The sequence below is a fragment of the Enterobacter sp. T2 genome, assembly GCF_010692925.1.
GTDB classification, from domain to species: domain Bacteria; phylum Pseudomonadota; class Gammaproteobacteria; order Enterobacterales; family Enterobacteriaceae; genus Enterobacter; species Enterobacter kobei.
This window is the reverse complement of sequence record NZ_CP048736.1, coordinates 1,156,741-1,174,310: the sequence shown is the minus strand read 5'-3', so window position 1 is coordinate 1,174,310 and position 17,570 is coordinate 1,156,741. Positions and strand designations below refer to the sequence as shown.

Genomic DNA, 17,570 nt, shown 5'->3' with positions numbered 1-17,570 from the left:
GGGCTTTAATTTATTCATTTTTAAGTCTTGCGGCTAAAATTGATCTACCGCAATATATTTACCGCTGGGTTATTCAAAATTAATTACGATTATTTCGACAAGCTGATTTTTACAAAATATTTCTAAACCAACGCTAAACGAGGGGGAAGCATGTTTGGTATTTATCGCGGACGACGCCTGGCGTTATACATTGTCGCAGCCATTGTTATTGCGACGTTAATTGGATATAGCACATATAGTTTTGTAAAATTATTTTCATGACGCAGACATTTATTTACACGGCACAATATTAATTTAATCACCACGATTAAATCATTCTCCTTACGCGCTTTATTTGCCGGAGAAGGTGATTATTTCATTAAAAAAGCCCAGGCAGGTTGATATTGCTTTACGTTAAAGGATGCCGGACAATGACATTTTTAACTGACGATTAACATTACGATGAAACACCCGTTAGAATCGCTGCTGACTGCCGGGGGCATTTTATTACTGGCGCTGATCTCTTGCCTGCTGTTACCCGCGCCGTCGCTGGGCCTGGTGCTGGCGCAAAAGCTGATGACGACCTTTCACATGGTCGATCTGAACCAGCTTTACACCATTTTGTTTTGCGTGTGGTTTTTACTGCTTGGCGCTATCGAATTCTTCGTGCTGCGTTTCGTCTGGCGCCGCTGGTTTTCACTGGCGTCATGAATGCATAAAAAAAGCCGGGTAGCAGCTTCGCCTTACCCGGCCTGTGTGTTGTCAGTTTCAGTGCGTCCGACTGTGGTTTTCCTTGCGGTACGCCCCTGGCGGCTGATGGAAGGTGCGGGTAAAGATGCGCGTGAACGTCTGCTGCGATTCAAACCCGTAGCGCAGGCAGATCTCATAAACGCGCTCGTCCGATTCACGCAGATCCCGCGCCGCCAGCAGCAGCTTGCGTTCGCGAATATAGCGCCCCAGGCTTTCACCTTTATACTGCATAAACAGCCGCTGCAAATGCCATTTGGAGTAACCCGCATGGCGGGCAATGTCTTCAATGCGTAACGGCTGGTGCAGGTTGTCGTCGATCCATTCGACGATCGTATCAATGACTTGAGCGGAAATGGTCATACTGCTCTCCCCTTCTGCTTCTTGCTTAAACATTATTCCCACCACTGACGAAAAGTTTGTGTGGTATCACTCACCCGAACGGGCTCGCCCAGTTCCGGCGTGAGCAGTCGATAGTTTTTATCCTTGCTGGCTTTTGCCAGCTGGATCAGTGGGTCGTTCCAGGTGTGTTTTGCCAGCACAAAACGACCGTTATGCCCTGGCACCACCGCCTTTGCATTCAGGTCGACCGACGCCTGAGCCGTCTCCTCTGGCAGCATGTGGATGTACTTCCAGTCCTGGTCATACTGGCCATTTTCCATGATGGCTAAATCCACATCACCAAACTGCTCGCCGATTGCCTTAAAGTGCGGGCCGTAGCCAGAATCTCCGCTGTAGTAGATCTTCTGCTCTGGGGTGACAAACATAAAGCTGCCCCACAGCGTCTGGTCACGTTTGATGCCTCGCCCGGAGAAGTGACGCGCGGGCAACAGGTGAACCGTCAGCGCATCGCTGATGTGCACCGACTGGTTCCAGTCGCGTTCGTCGATAATCTCTGGCTTCATCCCCCAGTAGCGCAGGTGTGACCCTACCCCGAGCGGCGTCACCACGCGTTTCACCTTCGGCAATAACGCCCTGATGGTGGCGTAATCCAGGTGGTCGTAGTGATCGTGAGAGATAATCAGCAGGTCGATCTCCGGCATGCTCGCCGCGCGCCACGGATACTCCCCCGCAAAGGCTTTATTGAGAAACGAAAACGGCGCGGCATAGTTACCAAGGACCGGGTCGATCAGGATACGTTTTCCCGCCAGCTGCAGATACCAGGAGGAGTGGCCGAGCCACACCAGCGTGTCCTGCTCCAGCGGCAGGCTCGCCAGATCGGTTTTCACCAGCGGCAGCGGCTGAGCCGGGCGGGCATTTTCGGTTTTACGGGTCAGAAATTGCCACCACGCCACCAGCATATTTTGTTGGCCGGTAAAGCCAGGCGTCGGGAGCGTATTGTGGAATTTCCCCTCGTAGTAGTGCGGAGACGCTTCCACTTCCGTGAGCTGCGCACCCTGCGGTGGCTGGCCAAAACCGGCATTCAGAACAAACGGTAAACTCGCAGCTGAAGCAATAATCATGACGAACACCACGCAGATGAAGAGAGTTTTTTTCATATCCTGACCCGAAAACGCGAGCCATCCGATGGTTTGCGTGGGGTAAACTTGATTATGAGTGAGTAAGCACTCATTATAGATATGATGAGAAAGTCGTCAAGACGTTTTCGATCTTTGACATTCCGCGTTGCAGCGTGTCAAAGCACGTGTTTCAATCGGGGTTTTTATCATTGAAAGGGGGAAAAATTTAGTGGCACGTCCGAAGAGTGAAGATAAAAAACAGGCCTTACTGGACGCCGCAACGGCGGCATTTGCACAGTCAGGTATTGCCGCCTCAACGGCGCTCATTGCCCGTAAGGCGGGTGTCGCCGAAGGCACCCTGTTCCGCTACTTTGCTACCAAAGACGATCTGCTGAATGCCCTCTATCTGCACCTGAAGCAGGATCTCTGCCAGACCATGCTGGCGAACCTCGATCGCACCATCACGCTGCCGAAAGAACATACCCGCAATATCTGGAACAGCTATGTGGACTGGGGGATTCGTAACCCCGTGGCGCATGCGGCTATCCGCCAGATTGGGGTCAGTGAAAAGCTGAGCGCCGAAACGGAGATGGCGGTGAAAGAGATGTTCCCGGAACTGCATGAACTGTGCCGTCGTTCGGTGCGCCCGGTGTTTATGTCGGATGAATTCAAAACGTTTGGCGATGCGCTGTTTTTATCGCTGGCCGAAAGCACGATGGAATTTGCCACCCGCGATCCGTCCCGCGCCGTCGATTTTAAAGCCCTGGGTTTTGAGGTGATGTGGCGCGGACTGGCTCAGGAGGAGAGCGATGGACAGTAAATCCTTGCAGGAACACGCGAAGCGCGTCGCGCTGGAGATGCCTTTTACCGAACACTGCTGGCCGTTCGGCCCGGAGTACGACGTCTTCAAGGTCGGCGGGAAAATTTTCATGCTGATGGCAACCGCACACGGACGGCCGCACGTTAGCCTGAAATCCGATCCGGAAACGTCGCTGTTAAATCAGCAGATCTACCGGGGCGTTGAGCCTGGTTACCATCTGAATAAAAAACACTGGATTTCCCTTTACGGCACCGAGGACATCACCCCGGAACTGGTTGCCGACCTGATTGCAGATTCCTGGAATCTGGTCGTTGATAAACTGCCGAAGAAAGACCAGAAGTGGATACGCCCTGCCTGATTGTTCGTCTGAGACGAACAGATTAAGCGCTCGAAATGCACTTATCTTTTGCCGCTTTGCGCGGTAATCTGCTCTCCTTTCGCGCCCGCGTTCGGGCGAATTTCATTACCAGGAGTAGTTATGGATATCATTTCTGTCGCCCTGAAACGCCACTCCACCAAGGCGTTCGACCCGACTAAAAAACTGACCGCTGAAGAAGCAGAAAAAATCAAAACCCTGCTGCAGTACAGCCCGTCCAGCACCAACTCCCAGCCGTGGCACTTTATTGTGGCCAGCACCGAGGAAGGTAAAGCGCGCGTTGCGAAATCCGCCGCAGGGACCTATGTGTTCAACGAACGCAAAATGCTGGACGCCTCTCACGTGGTGGTATTCTGCGCGAAAACCGCGATGGATGATGCCTGGCTTGAGCGCGTCGTGGATCAGGAAGAAGCCGATGGTCGTTTTAACACGCCAGAAGCCAAAGCCGCGAACCATAAGGGCCGGACTTACTTCGCCGATATGCACCGTGTGGATCTGAAAGATGATGACCAGTGGATGGCGAAACAGGTTTACCTGAACGTCGGTAATTTCCTGCTGGGCGTGGGTGCCATGGGTCTGGATGCAGTGCCAATCGAAGGTTTCGATGCCGCGATCCTCGACGAAGAGTTTGGCCTGAAAGAGAAAGGCTTCACCAGCGTAGTGGTGGTGCCGGTTGGCCATCACAGCGTGGAAGATTTCAACGCCACGCTGCCGAAGTCTCGCCTGCCGCTGAGCACGATTGTGACCGAGTGCTAATCCCGACGGGCCGCCGCGCGCGGCCCGTTACGTTTTACTGATGACCAGTCTGCGATGCGGATGGACATCACGATCGTTTCCCCAGGCAAAAGCAATCCAGCGTTCTTCCAGTTCAGCGTATGAACTCACTGGTGTTAATTCCCACTCTGCGCCTACCGTACCGTCCGCCACGCTTATCTGGTAATTCATGCTGAACGCCCAGTCTATCATCCGCAACCAAAACCGCTGCCCGTCTCCCGTTTGCTCGCTGTCTGAGACCACGATATCGTATTCGCTGAGCACCCACTGAAAGAAAAGTTGTGGCAACCCGCTGATAACGGATTGATGGACCGCGCGGGGCGTACGCCAGACCATCACTTGCGTGGCGGCACCGTGAGGAAAGGTAATTTCTTTATGAAACGTCAGCTTCACGGCATATGCCGTATAAGGCTTACCGTCGTCGGTAGTCACGAGACGGTATTCATCGCTATAGCGCGACTTCAGAAGCCGATACCCCACAGGCAACAAAAAACCAGGCAGATGAAAATCCACCGTGCCCCGCAACAGAAACGCTTCAGTATGTTCAACGTTTTGAGTGATAAGCCCAAGTTTTTGGCTAAATTCTGCGGAATCAATCATCAGTGGCGACATCGGTGGTTTCTCATCGCGTAAGTATAGTCCACTTCACTACTCATCTAAATGATGTAGATTCAGCAGGTTGGTCTCATTCAGACCTTATCTTACGCAATGTGAACCGACACGGCAGGATCCGTGCTGATTCCCTGAAAACGCCTCGCAAAAAAATTATTTAGCCTGTTCAGCCAGCCATGCCATCGCCCTCTCCCCCGCCTCGTCCACCGGTAAATAGACCAGCAGCCGCGACCCGTTTCGCGGTGCGGAGTACCAGTACATCTGCTGCAGCGTAAAATCCCCCAGCTCGGGATGGGTAAACAGCTTGAGCTGGTTCTCCACGCCGCGCACGTCGTTGCGCTGGTGCCACAGCGTTTTGAACTCCTCAGACACCGCAAAGAAGCGCGCCAGTTTGGCTTCCCACAGCGGGTCGCCCCGGTGCTCGGCCATCGCCGCGCGGAAATAGGAGACAAAAATCGGCAGTACATCGTCGCGTCTGCCGAGCCGCGCGCGCCACGCGGGATGGGTGAGAAACAGGTAAATACAGTTGCGGTCCTCCGGCGGGATTGCATTGAAATCAACGCCCATCAGGTGCCCAAAACTGTCGTTCCACGCCACGATATCGAAATTGGGTTTCTGGATGCTGGCAGGTTTTGGCATCAGCGTATCCAGCAGGCGACGCGTGCCTTCGCTGATCCCCTCGCAGCAGACCGCCTGCGGTGCTTCGCCCGGCGGCAAACCGGCGAGCACGAAAAGATGCCGGGCTTCGGTCGGAGTACACTGCAGGGCTTTCGCTATGGCTGCCATCACCGCGCTGGACGGATTGACGTCCCTGCCCTGCTCAAGCCAGGTATACCAGGTCACACCCACGTCGGCGAGCATCGCCACCTCTTCGCGGCGCAGACCCGGCGTGCGGCGGCGTCCGCTGCGTGGCAAACCGAGACGCTGCGGATCGAGGCTTTCACGCCGGGCGCGTAAAAATGCGCCCAGCTGTTTTCGCGTGTCATCCTGAAGTGAGGCGACGGGTTCAGACATCAACGCCATAAATCCCCCTGCATGGTAGTACCAGTACCAGTATAAGCAAGAACTGGTACCCGTTTATCAGATAGTTGATGCTACGACCATCTGATGAATGACGCAATGGAGTTACCATGAATACGTCAGTTGTTTCACCGGGTCGCGCAGGCCTGATATTGCTGTTAACCGGCCAGATGCTACCCATGATTGATACCTCAATCACTAACGTGGCGCTGGACGCCATTACCCATTCACTGCACGCTACCGCCACCGAGCTGGAGCTGATTGTCGCGCTTTATGGCGTGGCGTTTGCCGTCTGCCTCGCGCTCGGCAGCAAGCTGGGAGATAATCTTGGCCGCCGTCGCCTGTTTATGTGGGGTGTGGCAATCTTTGGCCTGGCCTCGCTGCTGTGCGGAATGGCGGGGAACATTGAACAACTGCTGGCCGCGCGTATTGTTCAGGGGGCGGGTGCCGCCCTGATCATGCCGCAAATTCTTGCCACGCTGCACGTCACGTTAAAAGGCACCGCCCACGCGAAGGCGATTAGCCTGTTCGGCGGCATTGGGGGGATTGCGTTTATCGTCGGCCAGATGGGCGGCGGCTGGCTGGTATCGGCGGATATCGCCGGACTGGGCTGGCGTAACGCCTTCTTTATTAACGTCCCCATCTGCCTGGTGGTGCTGGCGCTAAGCCGTCGCTACGTGCCGGAAACCCGCCGTGAAACGCCGTCGCGCATCGACTGGGCAGGGACCGTCTTGCTGGCCATCATGCTCTGCTGTCTGCTGTTCCCGATGGCGCTCGGCCCACAGTGGCACTGGCCGTGGTCGCTAAAGGTTATGCTTCTCGCCATTATTCCGCTGGTCTGGCTGATGGCACAGAATGCGCGCAAAAAAGAGCGTGGAAATGCCCATCCGCTGATCCCACCGCGTCTGCTTCAGCTCCGCAGCGTTCGCTTTGGCATCGTAATTGCGCTGCTCTTTTTCAGCGTCTGGTCCGGGTTTATGTTCTGTATGGCGCTGACCATGCAAACGGGTCTGGGAATGGCGCCGTGGCAGTCCGGGAACAGTTTTATCGCCCTCGGGGTGACCTATTTTATCTCCGCGTGGTTCGCGCCGCGGCTGATTGCGCGCTACAGCACCAGCACGATTCTGCTCACCGGCCTGGCAATCCAGATAATCGGCCTGCTGGCGCTGATCGCCACGTTCCGCTACTGGGGAGTGCAAAATACGGCGCTGACGCTGGCGCCAGCCACCGGGCTGGTAGGCTACGGTCAGGCGCTGATTGTGAACAGCTTCTACCGCATCGGGATGCGCGATATTCAGCCTGATGACGCAGGGGCCGCCAGCGCCATCTTAAGCACCCTGCAGCAGGCCGCGCTGGGGCTTGGCCCGGCCATTTTCGGGGCGATTTTGCTGCACGGGCTGCAACATCATCACGGGGATTACGCCCAGGCGATTAACTTTTTCCTGACGGTGGAAACCGGCCTGATGGTCATCCTGGCGCTGGCAACGCTGCGCATCCGCCATCGGCTGTGTTTACCCGTCGTGAAGGTCTGCCAGGCAAGCAAATAAGCCTGAGGTATTTGCATAATAGATCCGCAGCCGCCATTATGGGGCTGCATCAATACAGGAGACGTTATGCAGGAATTAATTGCTCAGGTTGAAGAGTTAGGCATTGAAATTAATCACACCACCTCTTTAGTGATTATCTTTGGTATTATTTTTCTTACTGCCATCATCGTTCATTTTATTCTGCACAAAGTCGTGCTGCGCGCATTCGAGAAACGCGCCCGGGCCAGCAGCCATTTATGGTTGCAGATCATTACCCAGAATAAATTATTTCACCGTCTGGCATTTACCCTTCAGGGGATAATCGTTAACGTTCAGGCCGTTCTCTGGCTGCAAAAAGGGAGCGAAGCGGCAGAAATGCTCACCACCTGCGCGAAGCTGTGGGTGATGGTGTATGCCCTGCTCTCCTTCTTCTCGCTGCTGGACGTCATATTCAATCTTTCGCAGAAAATGGCGACCGCCTCACAGCTGCCGCTGAAAGGGATCTTCCAGGGCATCAAGCTGGTGAGCGCGATTCTGGTGGGGATCTTAATTATCTCTCTGCTGATCGGTCAGTCACCGGCCATTTTGATTAGCGGCCTGGGTGCCATGGCCGCCGTTCTTATGCTGGTCTTTAAAGACCCGATACTGGGACTGGTCGCCGGGATTCAGCTTTCCGCCAACGACATGCTCAAGCTTGGCGACTGGCTGGAGATGCCGAAATACGGTGCCAACGGCACGGTGACGGACATCGGCCTGACCACCGTTAAAGTGCGCAACTTCGATAACACCATCACCACGATCCCAACGTGGGCGCTGGTCTCTGACGCCTTTATCAACTGGAGCGGCATGTCGGCCTCCGGCGGCCGACGCATTAAGCGCAGCCTGAATATCGATACCACCAGCATTCACTTCCTGGACGAGCAGGAGCAGCAGAAGCTGATTCAGGCGAAACTGCTCAAGCCGTATCTGGCCGCGCGACATGAGGAAATTAGCCTGTGGAATCAGAAAAATGGCGAAGGTGAATCGGTATTAGACCTGCGCAAAATGACCAATATTGGTACCTTCCGCGCCTACCTGAATGAATATCTGCGTAACCACCCGCGCATTCGCAAAGATATGACGTTAATGGTGCGTCAGCTGGCACCGGATGCCAACGGCCTGCCGATTGAAATATACGCTTTCACCAATACGGTGATCTGGGCAGAATATGAGGAGATTCAGGCTGACATCTTCGATCATATTTTTGCGGTGGTGGAGGAGTTTGGTTTGCGTATTCATCAGTCACCTACCGGGAACGATATTCGCTCCCTGGCAGGGGTTATAGCCCAATAATCAGGTACTGGCGCGGGAAATAAAGCGCCAGTCCATCATCACTCTTTCCGTGGGCGCATCGGGGTTGTCGATTTTATTTAAGAGCAGGTCGACCGCCTTGCGCCCGATATCCCGCGACGGCTGTTCGATGGTGGTCAGCGAAATCATGTCCGCCAGCTCGGTACCGTCAAATCCCACAACAGCAATATCCTCCGGCACCCGCAGCCCGGCCTGCTGAATGGCGCGCAGCGCGCCCGCCGCCAGCGTATCGGAGACGGCAAACACCGCATCCGGTGGATTATCCTGCAACAGATTTTGCATCGCCACCATCCCGGCGCGGAAGCTGAGATCGCTGGCGTATTCAACCGCCTGATACTCCAGATCTTTCAGGTGGATCACGCTCTTATAGCCGCGCTCGCGCAGACGGGCATATTTATAGCTCAGGTCGTGGTTGATCATCGCGATGCGTTTGCGTCCACCGTCGGCAAGCTGGCTGACGGCATGCTGCGACGCATCAACGTCGTTAATCCCCACGCAGGAAACCGCGCCGGCATCGGCATATTCGGCACACTGCACCCACGGTGCGGAGCCAATCAGCGCGGCCAGTTCCGGCAGCTTTGAGAAAGCGTCCATGGTGATAATGCCGTCGACGATTTTGCCCGACAGCAGGCTTAAGCCCGAACGGGAACGTTCGATGTCCGACCCGGAGTTACACAGCAGGATCCGATAGCCGTTTTTCTCCGCCTCTTCTTCGATGCCCTTCACCACTTCGGCGCAGAACGGGTTGGCAATGTTTGAGACCATCACCAGGATCATATAGCTCCGGGCAGTACGTAACTGACGGGCCAGTAAATTAGGCTGGTAGTTGCTCTCTTTGATGGCCTGCAGGACGCGCTCGCGGTTTTTTGCCTTCACGGTGTCGCTGTTATTGAGCACGCGGGAGACCGTCGCCACGGAGACCCCGGCCAGCTGAGCGATTTTCTGAATTGACATAGCGACGACACATCCTGCGGTTAGCGTTTTGTGCAGGCTACCATAAATTTGTTGCCCGGCGAACCGGGCAACACGTCATTGCGCCACGCGTACCCAACGCTGCTGCTGATGACTTTTCACTATGGCATCAATGATATACATCACGTTTGCGCCATCGTGGAAGGTCGCAAACTGTGGTGCCTCCGGCATCGCTCCCGCCAGCAGGGCGCGGTAGAACTGCATCATCATATTTTTAAAGGCGTCAGGCCAGCCTTCGATGTGCCCGCCGGGGAAGTGTGCGCTGCTGGCCACGTCAGGGTTCATCAGGCCCGGATCATCGGTGAGCGTCTGATTTGCCAGCGCGCGATGGCCGATCCACAGCTGTTGCGGCACCTCCTGATCCCACGCCACTGACTGCTCGCTGCCGTTAATCTCAAACGTCAGGCGGTTTTTACGCCCGGCGCTCACCTGCGAGACGCTAAAGCAACCTTTGCTGCCATCGTCAAAGCGGAACAGCACTGAGCCGAAGTCTTCGGTACTGACCGGTGTGTTGGTATACGCCGCCGCCTCATCGTGGGAGAAGGTCTGATGACCGCCCATGCTGGCCTTACGCGTCGGCCAGACGATGGAGAGATCGGCCATGACCTCGGTAATGCGCCTGCCGGTCACAAATTGCACCGTATCGCACCAGTGGGAGCCGATATCCGCCACCGCGCGCGAAGCCCCGCCAAGCGCGGCATCCACCCGCCAGTTGTAGTCGGTTTCCAGCAGCATCCAGTCCTGTAAATAACTGCCGTGTGAGGCGAATAGCCGCCCGAGGCTGCCCGCGCGCATCATGCTCGCCGCCTGGCGCACCATCGCAAACTGGCGATAGACAAAGCTCACGCCGTGCACCACGCCAGCCTGCTCCGCCCGCGCCACCAGGTCACGCGCCTCGTCCGACGTCATGCAGAGCGGTTTTTCAGAAAAGACATGTTTTCCCGCGCGCAGGATCTGACGGTTAATCTCCGCGTGCAGATGATTGGGCGTGCAGTTGTGCACCACGTGCAGGTCAGGAAGTGCGAGCAGTTCCGCCACGCTGGCGCAGGCGTGGGGCACGTTAAGCTGGCGTGCTTTTTCCTGCGCGCTGGCAAGCGTGCCGTCGCAGAGCGCCACCACCTGCACAAACCCGAGACGCCGCAGCGCCTCGATATGCGCCGGGCCGATAAACCCGCTGCCGACAATCCCGACATTAATCATGGCTGCCCCCTGCCGCGAAGTCATCAAACGCACGCCCGGATACGGGGATGATGTGGCGGCGGATAAACTCGCTTCCCTCACTTGCGCCGGTATCACCGTCTTTCAGGCAGCACTCCCACTCCAGCACCGCCCAGCCGTCATAATCGTACTGGGTCAGCTTGCTGAAAATGCCTTTGAAGTCGATCTGTCCGTCGCCGAGCGAACGGAAGCGCCCGGCGCGGTTGATCCACGGCTGGTAACCACCGTACACGCCGCTGCGCCCATTAGGACGGAACTCGGCATCTTTGACGTGGAAGGCTTTGATGCGCGCGTGGTAAATGTCGATGAAGGTCAGGTAATCCATCTGCTGTAACAGCATGTGGCTCGGGTCGTAAAGGATATTGCAGCGCGGGTGATTATCCAGAAGCGCCAGAAAACGCTCGAAGCTCACGCCGTCGTGCAAGTCTTCGCCCGGATGCAACTCAAAACAGACGTCCACGCCCTGTTCGTCAAAGGTATCCAGAATCGGTCGCCAGCGGTTTGCCAGCTCCTCGAATGCCGCCTGAAAACGCTGCTCGTTATGCGGCGGCCATGGATAGAAAAACGGCCACGCCAGCGAGCCGGAGAAGGTGGCGTGCGCTTTCAGGCCGAGTCTGGCTGAGGCGACTGCCGCCTGCTTTAGCTTTTCCGTTGCCCATGCCCGGCGAGCTGCATCATTACCGCGCACGGCGGCGGGGGCGAAGTGGTCAAACGCGTCGCTGTAGACCTCGTTTACCGCCACAAGCTGCCCCTCCAGATGGGTCGACAGCTCGCTGATGACCAGCCCGTGCGCGCCCAGCTTGCCGGTAATGTCATCGCAGTAGGCCTGGCTCTCTGCCGCTTTTTCGACATCAAAAATGTGCGGATGATTGCAGGGGATCTGCACCGCTTTGTAACCCTTCGCCGCCGCCCAGCCTGCCAGTCCGTCGAGCGTGTTGAACGGCGCTTTCTCGCCAATAAATTGCGACAGAAAAATGCCCGGTCCTTTCATCGTCCTCATAGCCCCTCCTGAACATTACGCCTTGTCATCGTCATACCTGAACGTGAGAAGGAAAATCAGCGCGATCGCCGCGGCAGCCACCGCCGGGATCCACCAGAATGTCACCCATGCCTGCGGCACGGTCTGCCCGGCCACCAGACGGTTATAAAGCGCGCCGGAAATCTGAGAGCCCAGCAGCATGCCGATGCCGTAGGTGAACATGACAATCATGCTTTGCGCCTGTCCTTTCACCTTTTCACCCGCCACGCGGTCGGTGTAGATAAAGCCGACGACGAAGAAGAAATCGTAGCAGACGCCGTGCAGCAGGATCCCGAGGTACAACAGGATGCGTCCTTCCTCGCTGACGCCCAGCGCGAACATGGCATAACGCACGAACCACGCCAGCATGCCGATCAGCAGCATGACTTTCACCCCCAGACGGCGGAACAGTAGCGGAATGACCAGCATGAAGAAGATCTCTGACATCTGCCCGAAGGACATGGCGGTGCTGACGTCTGCAATACCGGCATCCGCCAGATACGAGGCGGTATAGGCGTAATAGGTGCCAAGCGGGACGGAGATCAGCATCGCGCAGACGGAGAAGACAAAGAAATGGCGGGTTTTGAGTAGCGCAAAGGCATCGGCACAAAAGAGATCGCGCACCTGCACCGGTAGCCCTTTCGCTGGCGCTGGCGTGTGCGGCAGCGTCAGGCTGTAGAGTGCGAGCAGCAGGGAGCTGGCTGCCGCCACCTGGAAGATGGTGACGCTGGACGCCACGCCGGTCACGCCGATGAAAATTCCCGCCACGATCCAGCCGATGGTGCCGAACACGCGCACCACCGGGAAAGTTTTATCCACGTTCGCCAGGCTGTGAAATGCGATGTTGTTGGTCAGCGCCAGCGTTGGCATATAGCAGAGCGTGTAACCAAACAGCAGGCCAATCAGCAGCGCGCCGTTTTCGGCAATCAGCGCCCCCGGCACGAACCAGAGGATTGCCGCGCCCGCCAGGTGCATCACCGCCATCACCTTCTGCGAGGCAAAGAAACGATCCACCAGCATGCCGAGCACAAACGGCGAGAGAATGGAGGCGATGGGCCCGGCGGAGAACGCATCGCCAATTAACAGAGACATGTTGTGCCGGGTCATCACCAGGCCAAGCGTGACTGACCAGCTACCCCAGATGAAAAAATGCAGAAACATCATTAACGACAGACGCGGCACCAGCAGCCGGTGCTGTGTTATCGCCTTTTCACTACTTTCAGTTGACACCATGATAAGCCTCACCCGGAAAAAGTAATCGATTACAAATGACAGCAAATAAAAAGTAATCGATTACAAAATAAAGATCCTGTGGATCGAAACAGAATTGGGAGGGGGGTCACGATAAAGGTCGATGTATGACTAAACGAGGTGTTCTGATTGTCACTATAGCCTACAGGCTATAAAATAATACAGCGAGGAAGCTAAAGGAGAAACGATGTGGAATGTCGAGACAACGGACAGATTTGATCAATGGTACTTCGAACAAACAACAGCATTAAAAGAAGATGTGCTAGCGATGATGCATATTCTTGCTGAGTTTGGCCCAACGCTTGGGCGGCCATACGTAGATACCGTGAAGGCTTCAGCCTATGCGAACATGAAGGAATTACGGATTCAACATGCGGGAAATCCCATCAGAGCTTTTTTTGCTTTTGATCCTGACCGTAAGGCAATTGTGCTCTGTGCTGGAAACAAAACCGGTTGCAATCAAAAACGGTTTTATAACGAAATGATTACGCTGGCTGACGTTGAGTACAGCAGACATCTGGCGGATAAGGAGGCCATATGGCAACGCTAAAAGAACTCATGGCACAACAGAGCGCGGAAAGTCAGGAGCGTATTGCGGCTAAAGTTGATGTAATACGCAGAATTGTTGCCCTGAACCAACTGCGGGAAGAGCTCAATATTTCGCAGACAGAACTGGCCGCGGCAATGGGGGTAAAACAACCAACTGTGGCAAAAATCGAACAGCCGGGAAACGATCCCCGGCTTTCAACACTCAAACGCTATGTCAGTGCGCTCGGCGGTGAAATGAGCATTGATGTGACGTTACCGAATGGGAAACGAATAGCGTTTCAGATTTGATATCGCACATTCAAAGCCGGGTGGCGGCTTCGCCTGACCCGGCCTACAAAATAATAATGGCCCCGGACATGTAGGCCCGGTAAGCGAAGCGCCACCGGGCGAAAAACGTGCTACTTTTTACGGGATAATTTAAACGCAATAAACAGGAACACCACCCACACTGGCAGCAGCATCGCTGAGAGACGCATCTCATCCATCGTGCACATCAGCACCAGAATCAGCCCCAGGAACGCGATACAGATATAGTTTCCTGCCGGGTAGAGCAGCGCTTTAAACTGCGTCTCGCGTCCCTTGCGTCGCATCGCTGCACGGAAGCGCAGGTGCGCCAGGCAGATCATGATCCAGTTCAGCAGCAGCGTGGCGACAACCAGCGCCATCAGCAGGCCAAATGCCGCTTTCGGCAGCAGGTAGTTGATCAGCACCACTAATGACGTAATCGCGCCGGAAAGGAACAAGGAATTAATCGGCACACCGCGACGGCTGACGCGGGTCAGGAACTTCGGCGCGTTCCCCTGTACGGAAAGGCCAAACAGCATACGGCTGTTGGAGTAAACGCCACTGTTATAGACCGAAAGCGACGCCACCAGAATGACGAAGTTCAGCGCCGACGCCACCACATTGCTGTTCAGATCGTGGAAAATCATCACGAACGGACTGCTGTCAGATTTCACTTCCACCCATGGATAGAGCGCCAGCAGAACCACCAGCGAGCCGATGTAAAACAGCAGAATACGGTACACCACCTGGTTGACCGCTTTTGGGATACTTTTATGCGGGTCGCGCGCTTCGGCAGCGGTAATACCAATCAGCTCCAGCCCGCCGAAGGAGAACATGATCACCGCCAGAGAGAGAACCAGTCCTTTCCAGCCGGTTGCCAGAAAGCCGCCGTGCTGCCAGAGGTTATCAATGGTTGCCCGCTCGCCGCCGTGATCGGAGAACAGCAGCCACAGGCCAAAGCCGATCATCCCGATAATCGCCAGTACCTTGATCAGCGCAAACCAGAACTCGGTTTCGCCATACAGGCGCACATTGACGAGGTTAACGGCATTAATGATGATGAAAAAGGCCGCCGCCCAGATCCACGTCGGGACATCCGGGAGCCAGTACTGCATGTAGATGCCTGCGGCGGTCAGTTCGGCCATCCCCACCAGCACGAACATCACCCAGTAGTTCCAGCCGGAGAGGAAGCCTGCAAACGGGCCCCAGTATTTGTAAGCAAAGTGTGCGAAGGAGCCTGACACCGGCTCTTCAACGACCATTTCGCCGAGCTGGCGCATGATCAGGAAGGCGATAATCCCGGCGATGCCGTATCCCAGCAGTACCGCAGGACCAGCCATTTGAATGGCGGGGCCGATGCCGAGAAACAACCCGGTACCAATCGCGCCGCCGAGGGCAATTAACTGAATATGTCGATTTTGCAAACCACGTTGCAGCGTCGGATTCTGATCCGACGAGGCTTCAGCGCTACCATGGCCTGAAGCGAATGACGCGTCTTTCACGCCCTACCCCTGTCTCTTTTTTAGAAGGGGCACGTTTTAACACTTCATGCTGGTGGTAGCAAGTTTAACGCCGGGCCAGCGCATGCGCCCGGCGGATTAACGTCACGACCCGATGATCCCGCCGTCCGCTTTGACGATCACCACCGTCGACGAACGCGGGCGTCCGTTCGGGCTGGCGTCCGGCCAGTTAGAGACGGCACGCGGATTGGCCGGGTCGGTAATATCATCCCCGCCCTCTCCCGGATGCTGAATATTGATAAACAGCGTCCGGTTGTCCGGCGTAAACGCAATACCGGTGATTTCACACCCACGCGGGCCCGTCAGGAAACGACGAAACTCATTGCTGCCCGGAATGGTGGCCACCATCTGGTTATTGCCCATCCCCTCATACGCTTTTTTGTTGATCGTGCTGGAAGAGACGTCGGTCTGGATCCACAGAACGCCCTGATGATCGAACGACAGACCATCCGGGCTGCCGAATGCCGCGCCCTGCATAGAGCCTTTGGCCTTCGGATCGTCGCTGTCTGTGCGCCCGCCCATGACCAGAATATCCCATGTAAAGCGTGCGGCGGCAGGATCGGCCCCCTCTTCGTGCCAGTGCATAATATGACCAAACACGTTATTAGCACGCGGGTTGGCGGCATCGACCGGGGCTTTCCCCTCTTTACCGCGATCGCTGTTGTTGGTGAGCGTACAGTAGACGCTGCCGCTGGCGTGCGGATCGACGGCTATCCACTCCGGGCGATCCATTTTCGTCGCCCCCACCACGTCAGCCGCCAGGCGGGTTTTAATCAGCAGATCGCCCTGGTTTTCAAAACCGTGGCTTTTATCCAGGCCATTCTGCCCGAAGATCAGCGGCAGCCAGTCGCCGCTTCCCTCTTCATTGAACCTGGCAACATACAGCGTACCCGAGGTCAGCAGCTGCATATTGGCCTCACGGTTCGCAGGATCGTATTTTTTGTCAGAGACGAATTTATAAATGTACTCAAACTTCTGATCGTCCCCCATATAGACCACCACGCGATTATCGGCGGCGAGCGTAACGGCGGCCCCCTCGTGCTTGAAGCGGCCAAGTGCGGTGTGCTTGCGCGGTGTGGAGGTCGGTTCGTAGGGATCAATCTCTACCACCCAGCCGAACCGGTTAGGCTCGTTAGGCGTTTTATCGACGCTAAACCGCTCATCCACCTCGTTCCAGCGGTAAGATTCGTCGCTGTCGCTGATGCCGTAGCGTTTTTCGAGCGGATTGAGATCGGCTTTTTTGACAAAAATATCCGACCAGTTCTCCTCGCAGGTGAGGTAGGTGCCCCACGGCGTGTGGCCGTTGGCGCAGTTTTGCATGGTGCCCAGCACGCGCTCCCCCTGCGGGTCGGCGGCGGTTTTCATCAGGGGCTGATGCCGCGCCGGGCCGGTAAGCTGCATCGGCGTATTGACGGTGATACGGCGGGCATAAGAAGACGGGCGAACCACCTCCCAGTCGCTGCCCGCTTTTTTCACTTCCACCACCGACACGCCCATCGCGTTCTGCCCCTTGCGGGCTTTGTCGAGGTTCCAGTTCGCCATACCGTCCGTAAACAGCATCCCGTTATCGATGTATTCATGGTTCAGCGCCAGCAGACCATGTTCCGGGTTTTGCTCCCCCTGCGGCAGGCTAAACCACGCCATACCGTCGTGGTGCATCCCCGCCTGCACGGCCTGTTCGTCGGTCGTGTTGCTGGCATCCGGCTTAAATGCCGGCATGTGGTCTTTGATGCCCGTCGGGTCACCCCAGCGATAAAACGGGCGGGCAATATAACCTTCCGGCACCCTCACCGTATCGTCCGTGGAAACGGGAATACTGGTAAACCCAAGCGACACCGCTTTTGCCAGCGCGGACGGCTTCGATACCGCGGCAATGGCGCTATCAGGTTTGATCAAAAAGGGAAAGGAAACGGCAGCACCCGCCACGGCGCCCATCTGGAGAAAACGACGGCGGGAGAGGAAAACCTCTGCAACCTCGGAGAAAACCGGGTTAGCGCTGCGGTTAGTGATGTCGTCGCGATGTTCTTTTTTAAAAACGGATTTGAGGGGTCTGCCCATAGCGGCTTCCTGTCATTGGCCAAGAGGTAAGGAGT

At 56.0% G+C, this 17,570-nt stretch carries 18 protein-coding genes; 8 read left to right on the top strand and 10 right to left on the bottom strand.

Translation table 11 applies throughout. The annotated features are described in order from the left end of the window. Window positions 1-441: 441 nt before the first annotated feature. Entirely contained in the window at window positions 442-690 is a 249-nt protein-coding gene (locus G0034_RS05520; protein WP_023332302.1) for a DUF1158 domain-containing protein, read from the top strand. A gap of 57 nt (window positions 691-747) precedes the next feature. On the opposite strand, the gene G0034_RS05515 is transcribed toward G0034_RS05520, so the two are convergent. Together G0034_RS05515 and G0034_RS05510 are read right to left on the bottom strand one after the other, a co-directional pair. Then, window positions 748-1,089 carry a RamA family antibiotic efflux transcriptional regulator gene (locus G0034_RS05515; protein ID WP_014882877.1) on the bottom strand — a complete coding sequence of 114 codons (342 nt, stop codon included), beginning with the start codon at window positions 1,087-1,089 and terminating at the stop codon, window positions 748-750. A 32-nt stretch (window positions 1,090-1,121) separates the two neighbouring features. Further along, window positions 1,122-2,225 carry a RomA family MBL fold metallo-hydrolase gene (locus tag G0034_RS05510; RefSeq protein ID WP_023332301.1) on the bottom strand — a complete coding sequence of 368 codons (1,104 nt, stop codon included), beginning with the start codon at window positions 2,223-2,225 and terminating at the stop codon, window positions 1,122-1,124. Between the two features lie 190 nt (window positions 2,226-2,415). Here G0034_RS05510 and G0034_RS05505 point away from each other — a divergent pair, with 190 nt between their 5' ends. The 3 genes from G0034_RS05505 (at window position 2,416) to nfsB (ending at window position 4,138) form a co-directional block, all read left to right on the top strand. After that, a complete protein-coding gene (locus tag G0034_RS05505) occupies window positions 2,416-3,006 on the top strand; it encodes a TetR/AcrR family transcriptional regulator (RefSeq protein WP_014882875.1) in 591 nt (196 codons plus the stop codon). Next, complete coding sequence (locus G0034_RS05500; protein WP_014882874.1) at window positions 2,996-3,364, top strand: MmcQ/YjbR family DNA-binding protein; 369 nt, start codon at window positions 2,996-2,998, stop codon at window positions 3,362-3,364. The genes G0034_RS05505 and G0034_RS05500 overlap by 11 nt, the downstream gene beginning before the upstream one ends. 120 nt (window positions 3,365-3,484) lie before the next feature. Further along, window positions 3,485-4,138, top strand: a complete 654-nt coding sequence (gene nfsB / locus G0034_RS05495) for an oxygen-insensitive NAD(P)H nitroreductase (protein WP_014882873.1) — start codon at window positions 3,485-3,487, stop codon at window positions 4,136-4,138. Window positions 4,139-4,165: 27 nt separating this feature from the next. Here nfsB and G0034_RS05490 read toward each other — a convergent pair whose 3' ends face one another. Together G0034_RS05490 and G0034_RS05485 are read right to left on the bottom strand one after the other, a co-directional pair. Then, window positions 4,166-4,768 (bottom strand): hypothetical protein, encoded by a 603-nt coding sequence (locus G0034_RS05490; RefSeq protein WP_023336855.1) that lies wholly within the window; start codon window positions 4,766-4,768, stop codon window positions 4,166-4,168. Between the two features lie 153 nt (window positions 4,769-4,921). Next, a complete protein-coding gene (locus G0034_RS05485) occupies window positions 4,922-5,791 on the bottom strand; it encodes a helix-turn-helix transcriptional regulator (RefSeq protein ID WP_063434030.1) in 870 nt (289 codons plus the stop codon). A gap of 107 nt (window positions 5,792-5,898) precedes the next feature. Here G0034_RS05485 and G0034_RS05480 point away from each other — a divergent pair, with 107 nt between their 5' ends. After that, window positions 5,899-7,335, top strand: a complete 1,437-nt coding sequence (locus G0034_RS05480; RefSeq protein ID WP_179120592.1) for an MFS transporter — start codon at window positions 5,899-5,901, stop codon at window positions 7,333-7,335. Between the two features lie 66 nt (window positions 7,336-7,401). Further along, complete coding sequence (locus G0034_RS05475) at window positions 7,402-8,646, top strand: mechanosensitive ion channel family protein (RefSeq protein ID WP_014882869.1); 1,245 nt, start codon at window positions 7,402-7,404, stop codon at window positions 8,644-8,646. On the opposite strand, the gene G0034_RS05470 is transcribed toward G0034_RS05475, so the two are convergent. The 4 genes from G0034_RS05470 to G0034_RS05455 form a co-directional block, all read right to left on the bottom strand. After that, window positions 8,647-9,618: a LacI family DNA-binding transcriptional regulator gene (locus G0034_RS05470; RefSeq protein ID WP_045281665.1), complete on the bottom strand. Its 972-nt coding sequence runs from the start codon at window positions 9,616-9,618 to the stop codon at window positions 8,647-8,649. It abuts the gene before it with no gap. A 75-nt stretch (window positions 9,619-9,693) separates the two neighbouring features. Next, window positions 9,694-10,836: a Gfo/Idh/MocA family protein gene (locus G0034_RS05465; protein WP_179120591.1), complete on the bottom strand. Its 1,143-nt coding sequence runs from the start codon at window positions 10,834-10,836 to the stop codon at window positions 9,694-9,696. Then, entirely contained in the window at window positions 10,829-11,854 is a 1,026-nt protein-coding gene (locus G0034_RS05460; protein ID WP_063666829.1) for a sugar phosphate isomerase/epimerase family protein, read from the bottom strand. The genes G0034_RS05465 and G0034_RS05460 overlap by 8 nt, the downstream gene beginning before the upstream one ends. Window positions 11,855-11,869: 15 nt before the next feature. Then, a complete protein-coding gene (locus G0034_RS05455; RefSeq protein ID WP_179120590.1) occupies window positions 11,870-13,105 on the bottom strand; it encodes an MFS transporter in 1,236 nt (411 codons plus the stop codon). A 205-nt stretch (window positions 13,106-13,310) separates the two neighbouring features. Here G0034_RS05455 and G0034_RS05450 point away from each other — a divergent pair, with 205 nt between their 5' ends. Then, window positions 13,311-13,673, top strand: coding sequence for a type II toxin-antitoxin system RelE/ParE family toxin (locus G0034_RS05450; protein WP_014882864.1), 363 nt, complete (start codon window positions 13,311-13,313; stop codon window positions 13,671-13,673). Beyond that, window positions 13,661-13,960: a helix-turn-helix domain-containing protein gene (locus G0034_RS05445; RefSeq protein ID WP_014882863.1), complete on the top strand. Its 300-nt coding sequence runs from the start codon at window positions 13,661-13,663 to the stop codon at window positions 13,958-13,960. Before G0034_RS05450 ends, G0034_RS05445 begins: the two co-directional genes overlap by 13 nt. A gap of 110 nt (window positions 13,961-14,070) precedes the next feature. On the opposite strand, the gene pheP is transcribed toward G0034_RS05445, so the two are convergent. Both pheP and G0034_RS05435 read right to left on the bottom strand, forming a co-directional pair. Continuing rightward, window positions 14,071-15,459, bottom strand: coding sequence for a phenylalanine transporter (gene pheP / locus G0034_RS05440; RefSeq protein WP_179120589.1), 1,389 nt, complete (start codon window positions 15,457-15,459; stop codon window positions 14,071-14,073). A gap of 102 nt (window positions 15,460-15,561) precedes the next feature. Beyond that, the gene (locus G0034_RS05435) at window positions 15,562-17,535 is read right to left on the bottom strand and encodes a PhoX family protein (RefSeq protein WP_179120588.1); all 1,974 of its coding nucleotides are present in this window, start codon (window positions 17,533-17,535) and stop codon (window positions 15,562-15,564) included. Window positions 17,536-17,570: the final 35 nt, after the last annotated feature.

Excerpts from the sequence above, each read along its gene's own strand:
- G0034_RS05520 (WP_023332302.1), top strand. The coding sequence starts at position 442 with ATGAAACACCCGTTAGAATCGCTGCTGACTGCCGGGGGCATTTTATTA.
- G0034_RS05515 (WP_014882877.1), bottom strand. The coding sequence starts at position 1,089 with ATGACCATTTCCGCTCAAGTCATTGATACGATCGTCGAATGGATCGAC.
- G0034_RS05510 (WP_023332301.1), bottom strand. The coding sequence starts at position 2,225 with ATGAAAAAAACTCTCTTCATCTGCGTGGTGTTCGTCATGATTATTGCT.
- G0034_RS05500 (WP_014882874.1), top strand. The coding sequence starts at position 2,996 with ATGGACAGTAAATCCTTGCAGGAACACGCGAAGCGCGTCGCGCTGGAG.
- nfsB (WP_014882873.1), top strand. The coding sequence starts at position 3,485 with ATGGATATCATTTCTGTCGCCCTGAAACGCCACTCCACCAAGGCGTTC.
- G0034_RS05490 (WP_023336855.1), bottom strand. The coding sequence starts at position 4,768 with ATGTCGCCACTGATGATTGATTCCGCAGAATTTAGCCAAAAACTTGGG.
- G0034_RS05485 (WP_063434030.1), bottom strand. The coding sequence starts at position 5,791 with ATGGCGTTGATGTCTGAACCCGTCGCCTCACTTCAGGATGACACGCGA.
- G0034_RS05480 (WP_179120592.1), top strand. The coding sequence starts at position 5,899 with ATGAATACGTCAGTTGTTTCACCGGGTCGCGCAGGCCTGATATTGCTG.
- G0034_RS05475 (WP_014882869.1), top strand. The coding sequence starts at position 7,402 with ATGCAGGAATTAATTGCTCAGGTTGAAGAGTTAGGCATTGAAATTAAT.
- G0034_RS05470 (WP_045281665.1), bottom strand. The coding sequence starts at position 9,618 with ATGTCAATTCAGAAAATCGCTCAGCTGGCCGGGGTCTCCGTGGCGACG.
- G0034_RS05465 (WP_179120591.1), bottom strand. The coding sequence starts at position 10,836 with ATGATTAATGTCGGGATTGTCGGCAGCGGGTTTATCGGCCCGGCGCAT.
- G0034_RS05460 (WP_063666829.1), bottom strand. The coding sequence starts at position 11,854 with ATGAGGACGATGAAAGGACCGGGCATTTTTCTGTCGCAATTTATTGGC.
- G0034_RS05455 (WP_179120590.1), bottom strand. The coding sequence starts at position 13,105 with ATGGTGTCAACTGAAAGTAGTGAAAAGGCGATAACACAGCACCGGCTG.
- G0034_RS05450 (WP_014882864.1), top strand. The coding sequence starts at position 13,311 with ATGTGGAATGTCGAGACAACGGACAGATTTGATCAATGGTACTTCGAA.
- G0034_RS05445 (WP_014882863.1), top strand. The coding sequence starts at position 13,661 with ATGGCAACGCTAAAAGAACTCATGGCACAACAGAGCGCGGAAAGTCAG.
- G0034_RS05435 (WP_179120588.1), bottom strand. The coding sequence starts at position 17,535 with ATGGGCAGACCCCTCAAATCCGTTTTTAAAAAAGAACATCGCGACGAC.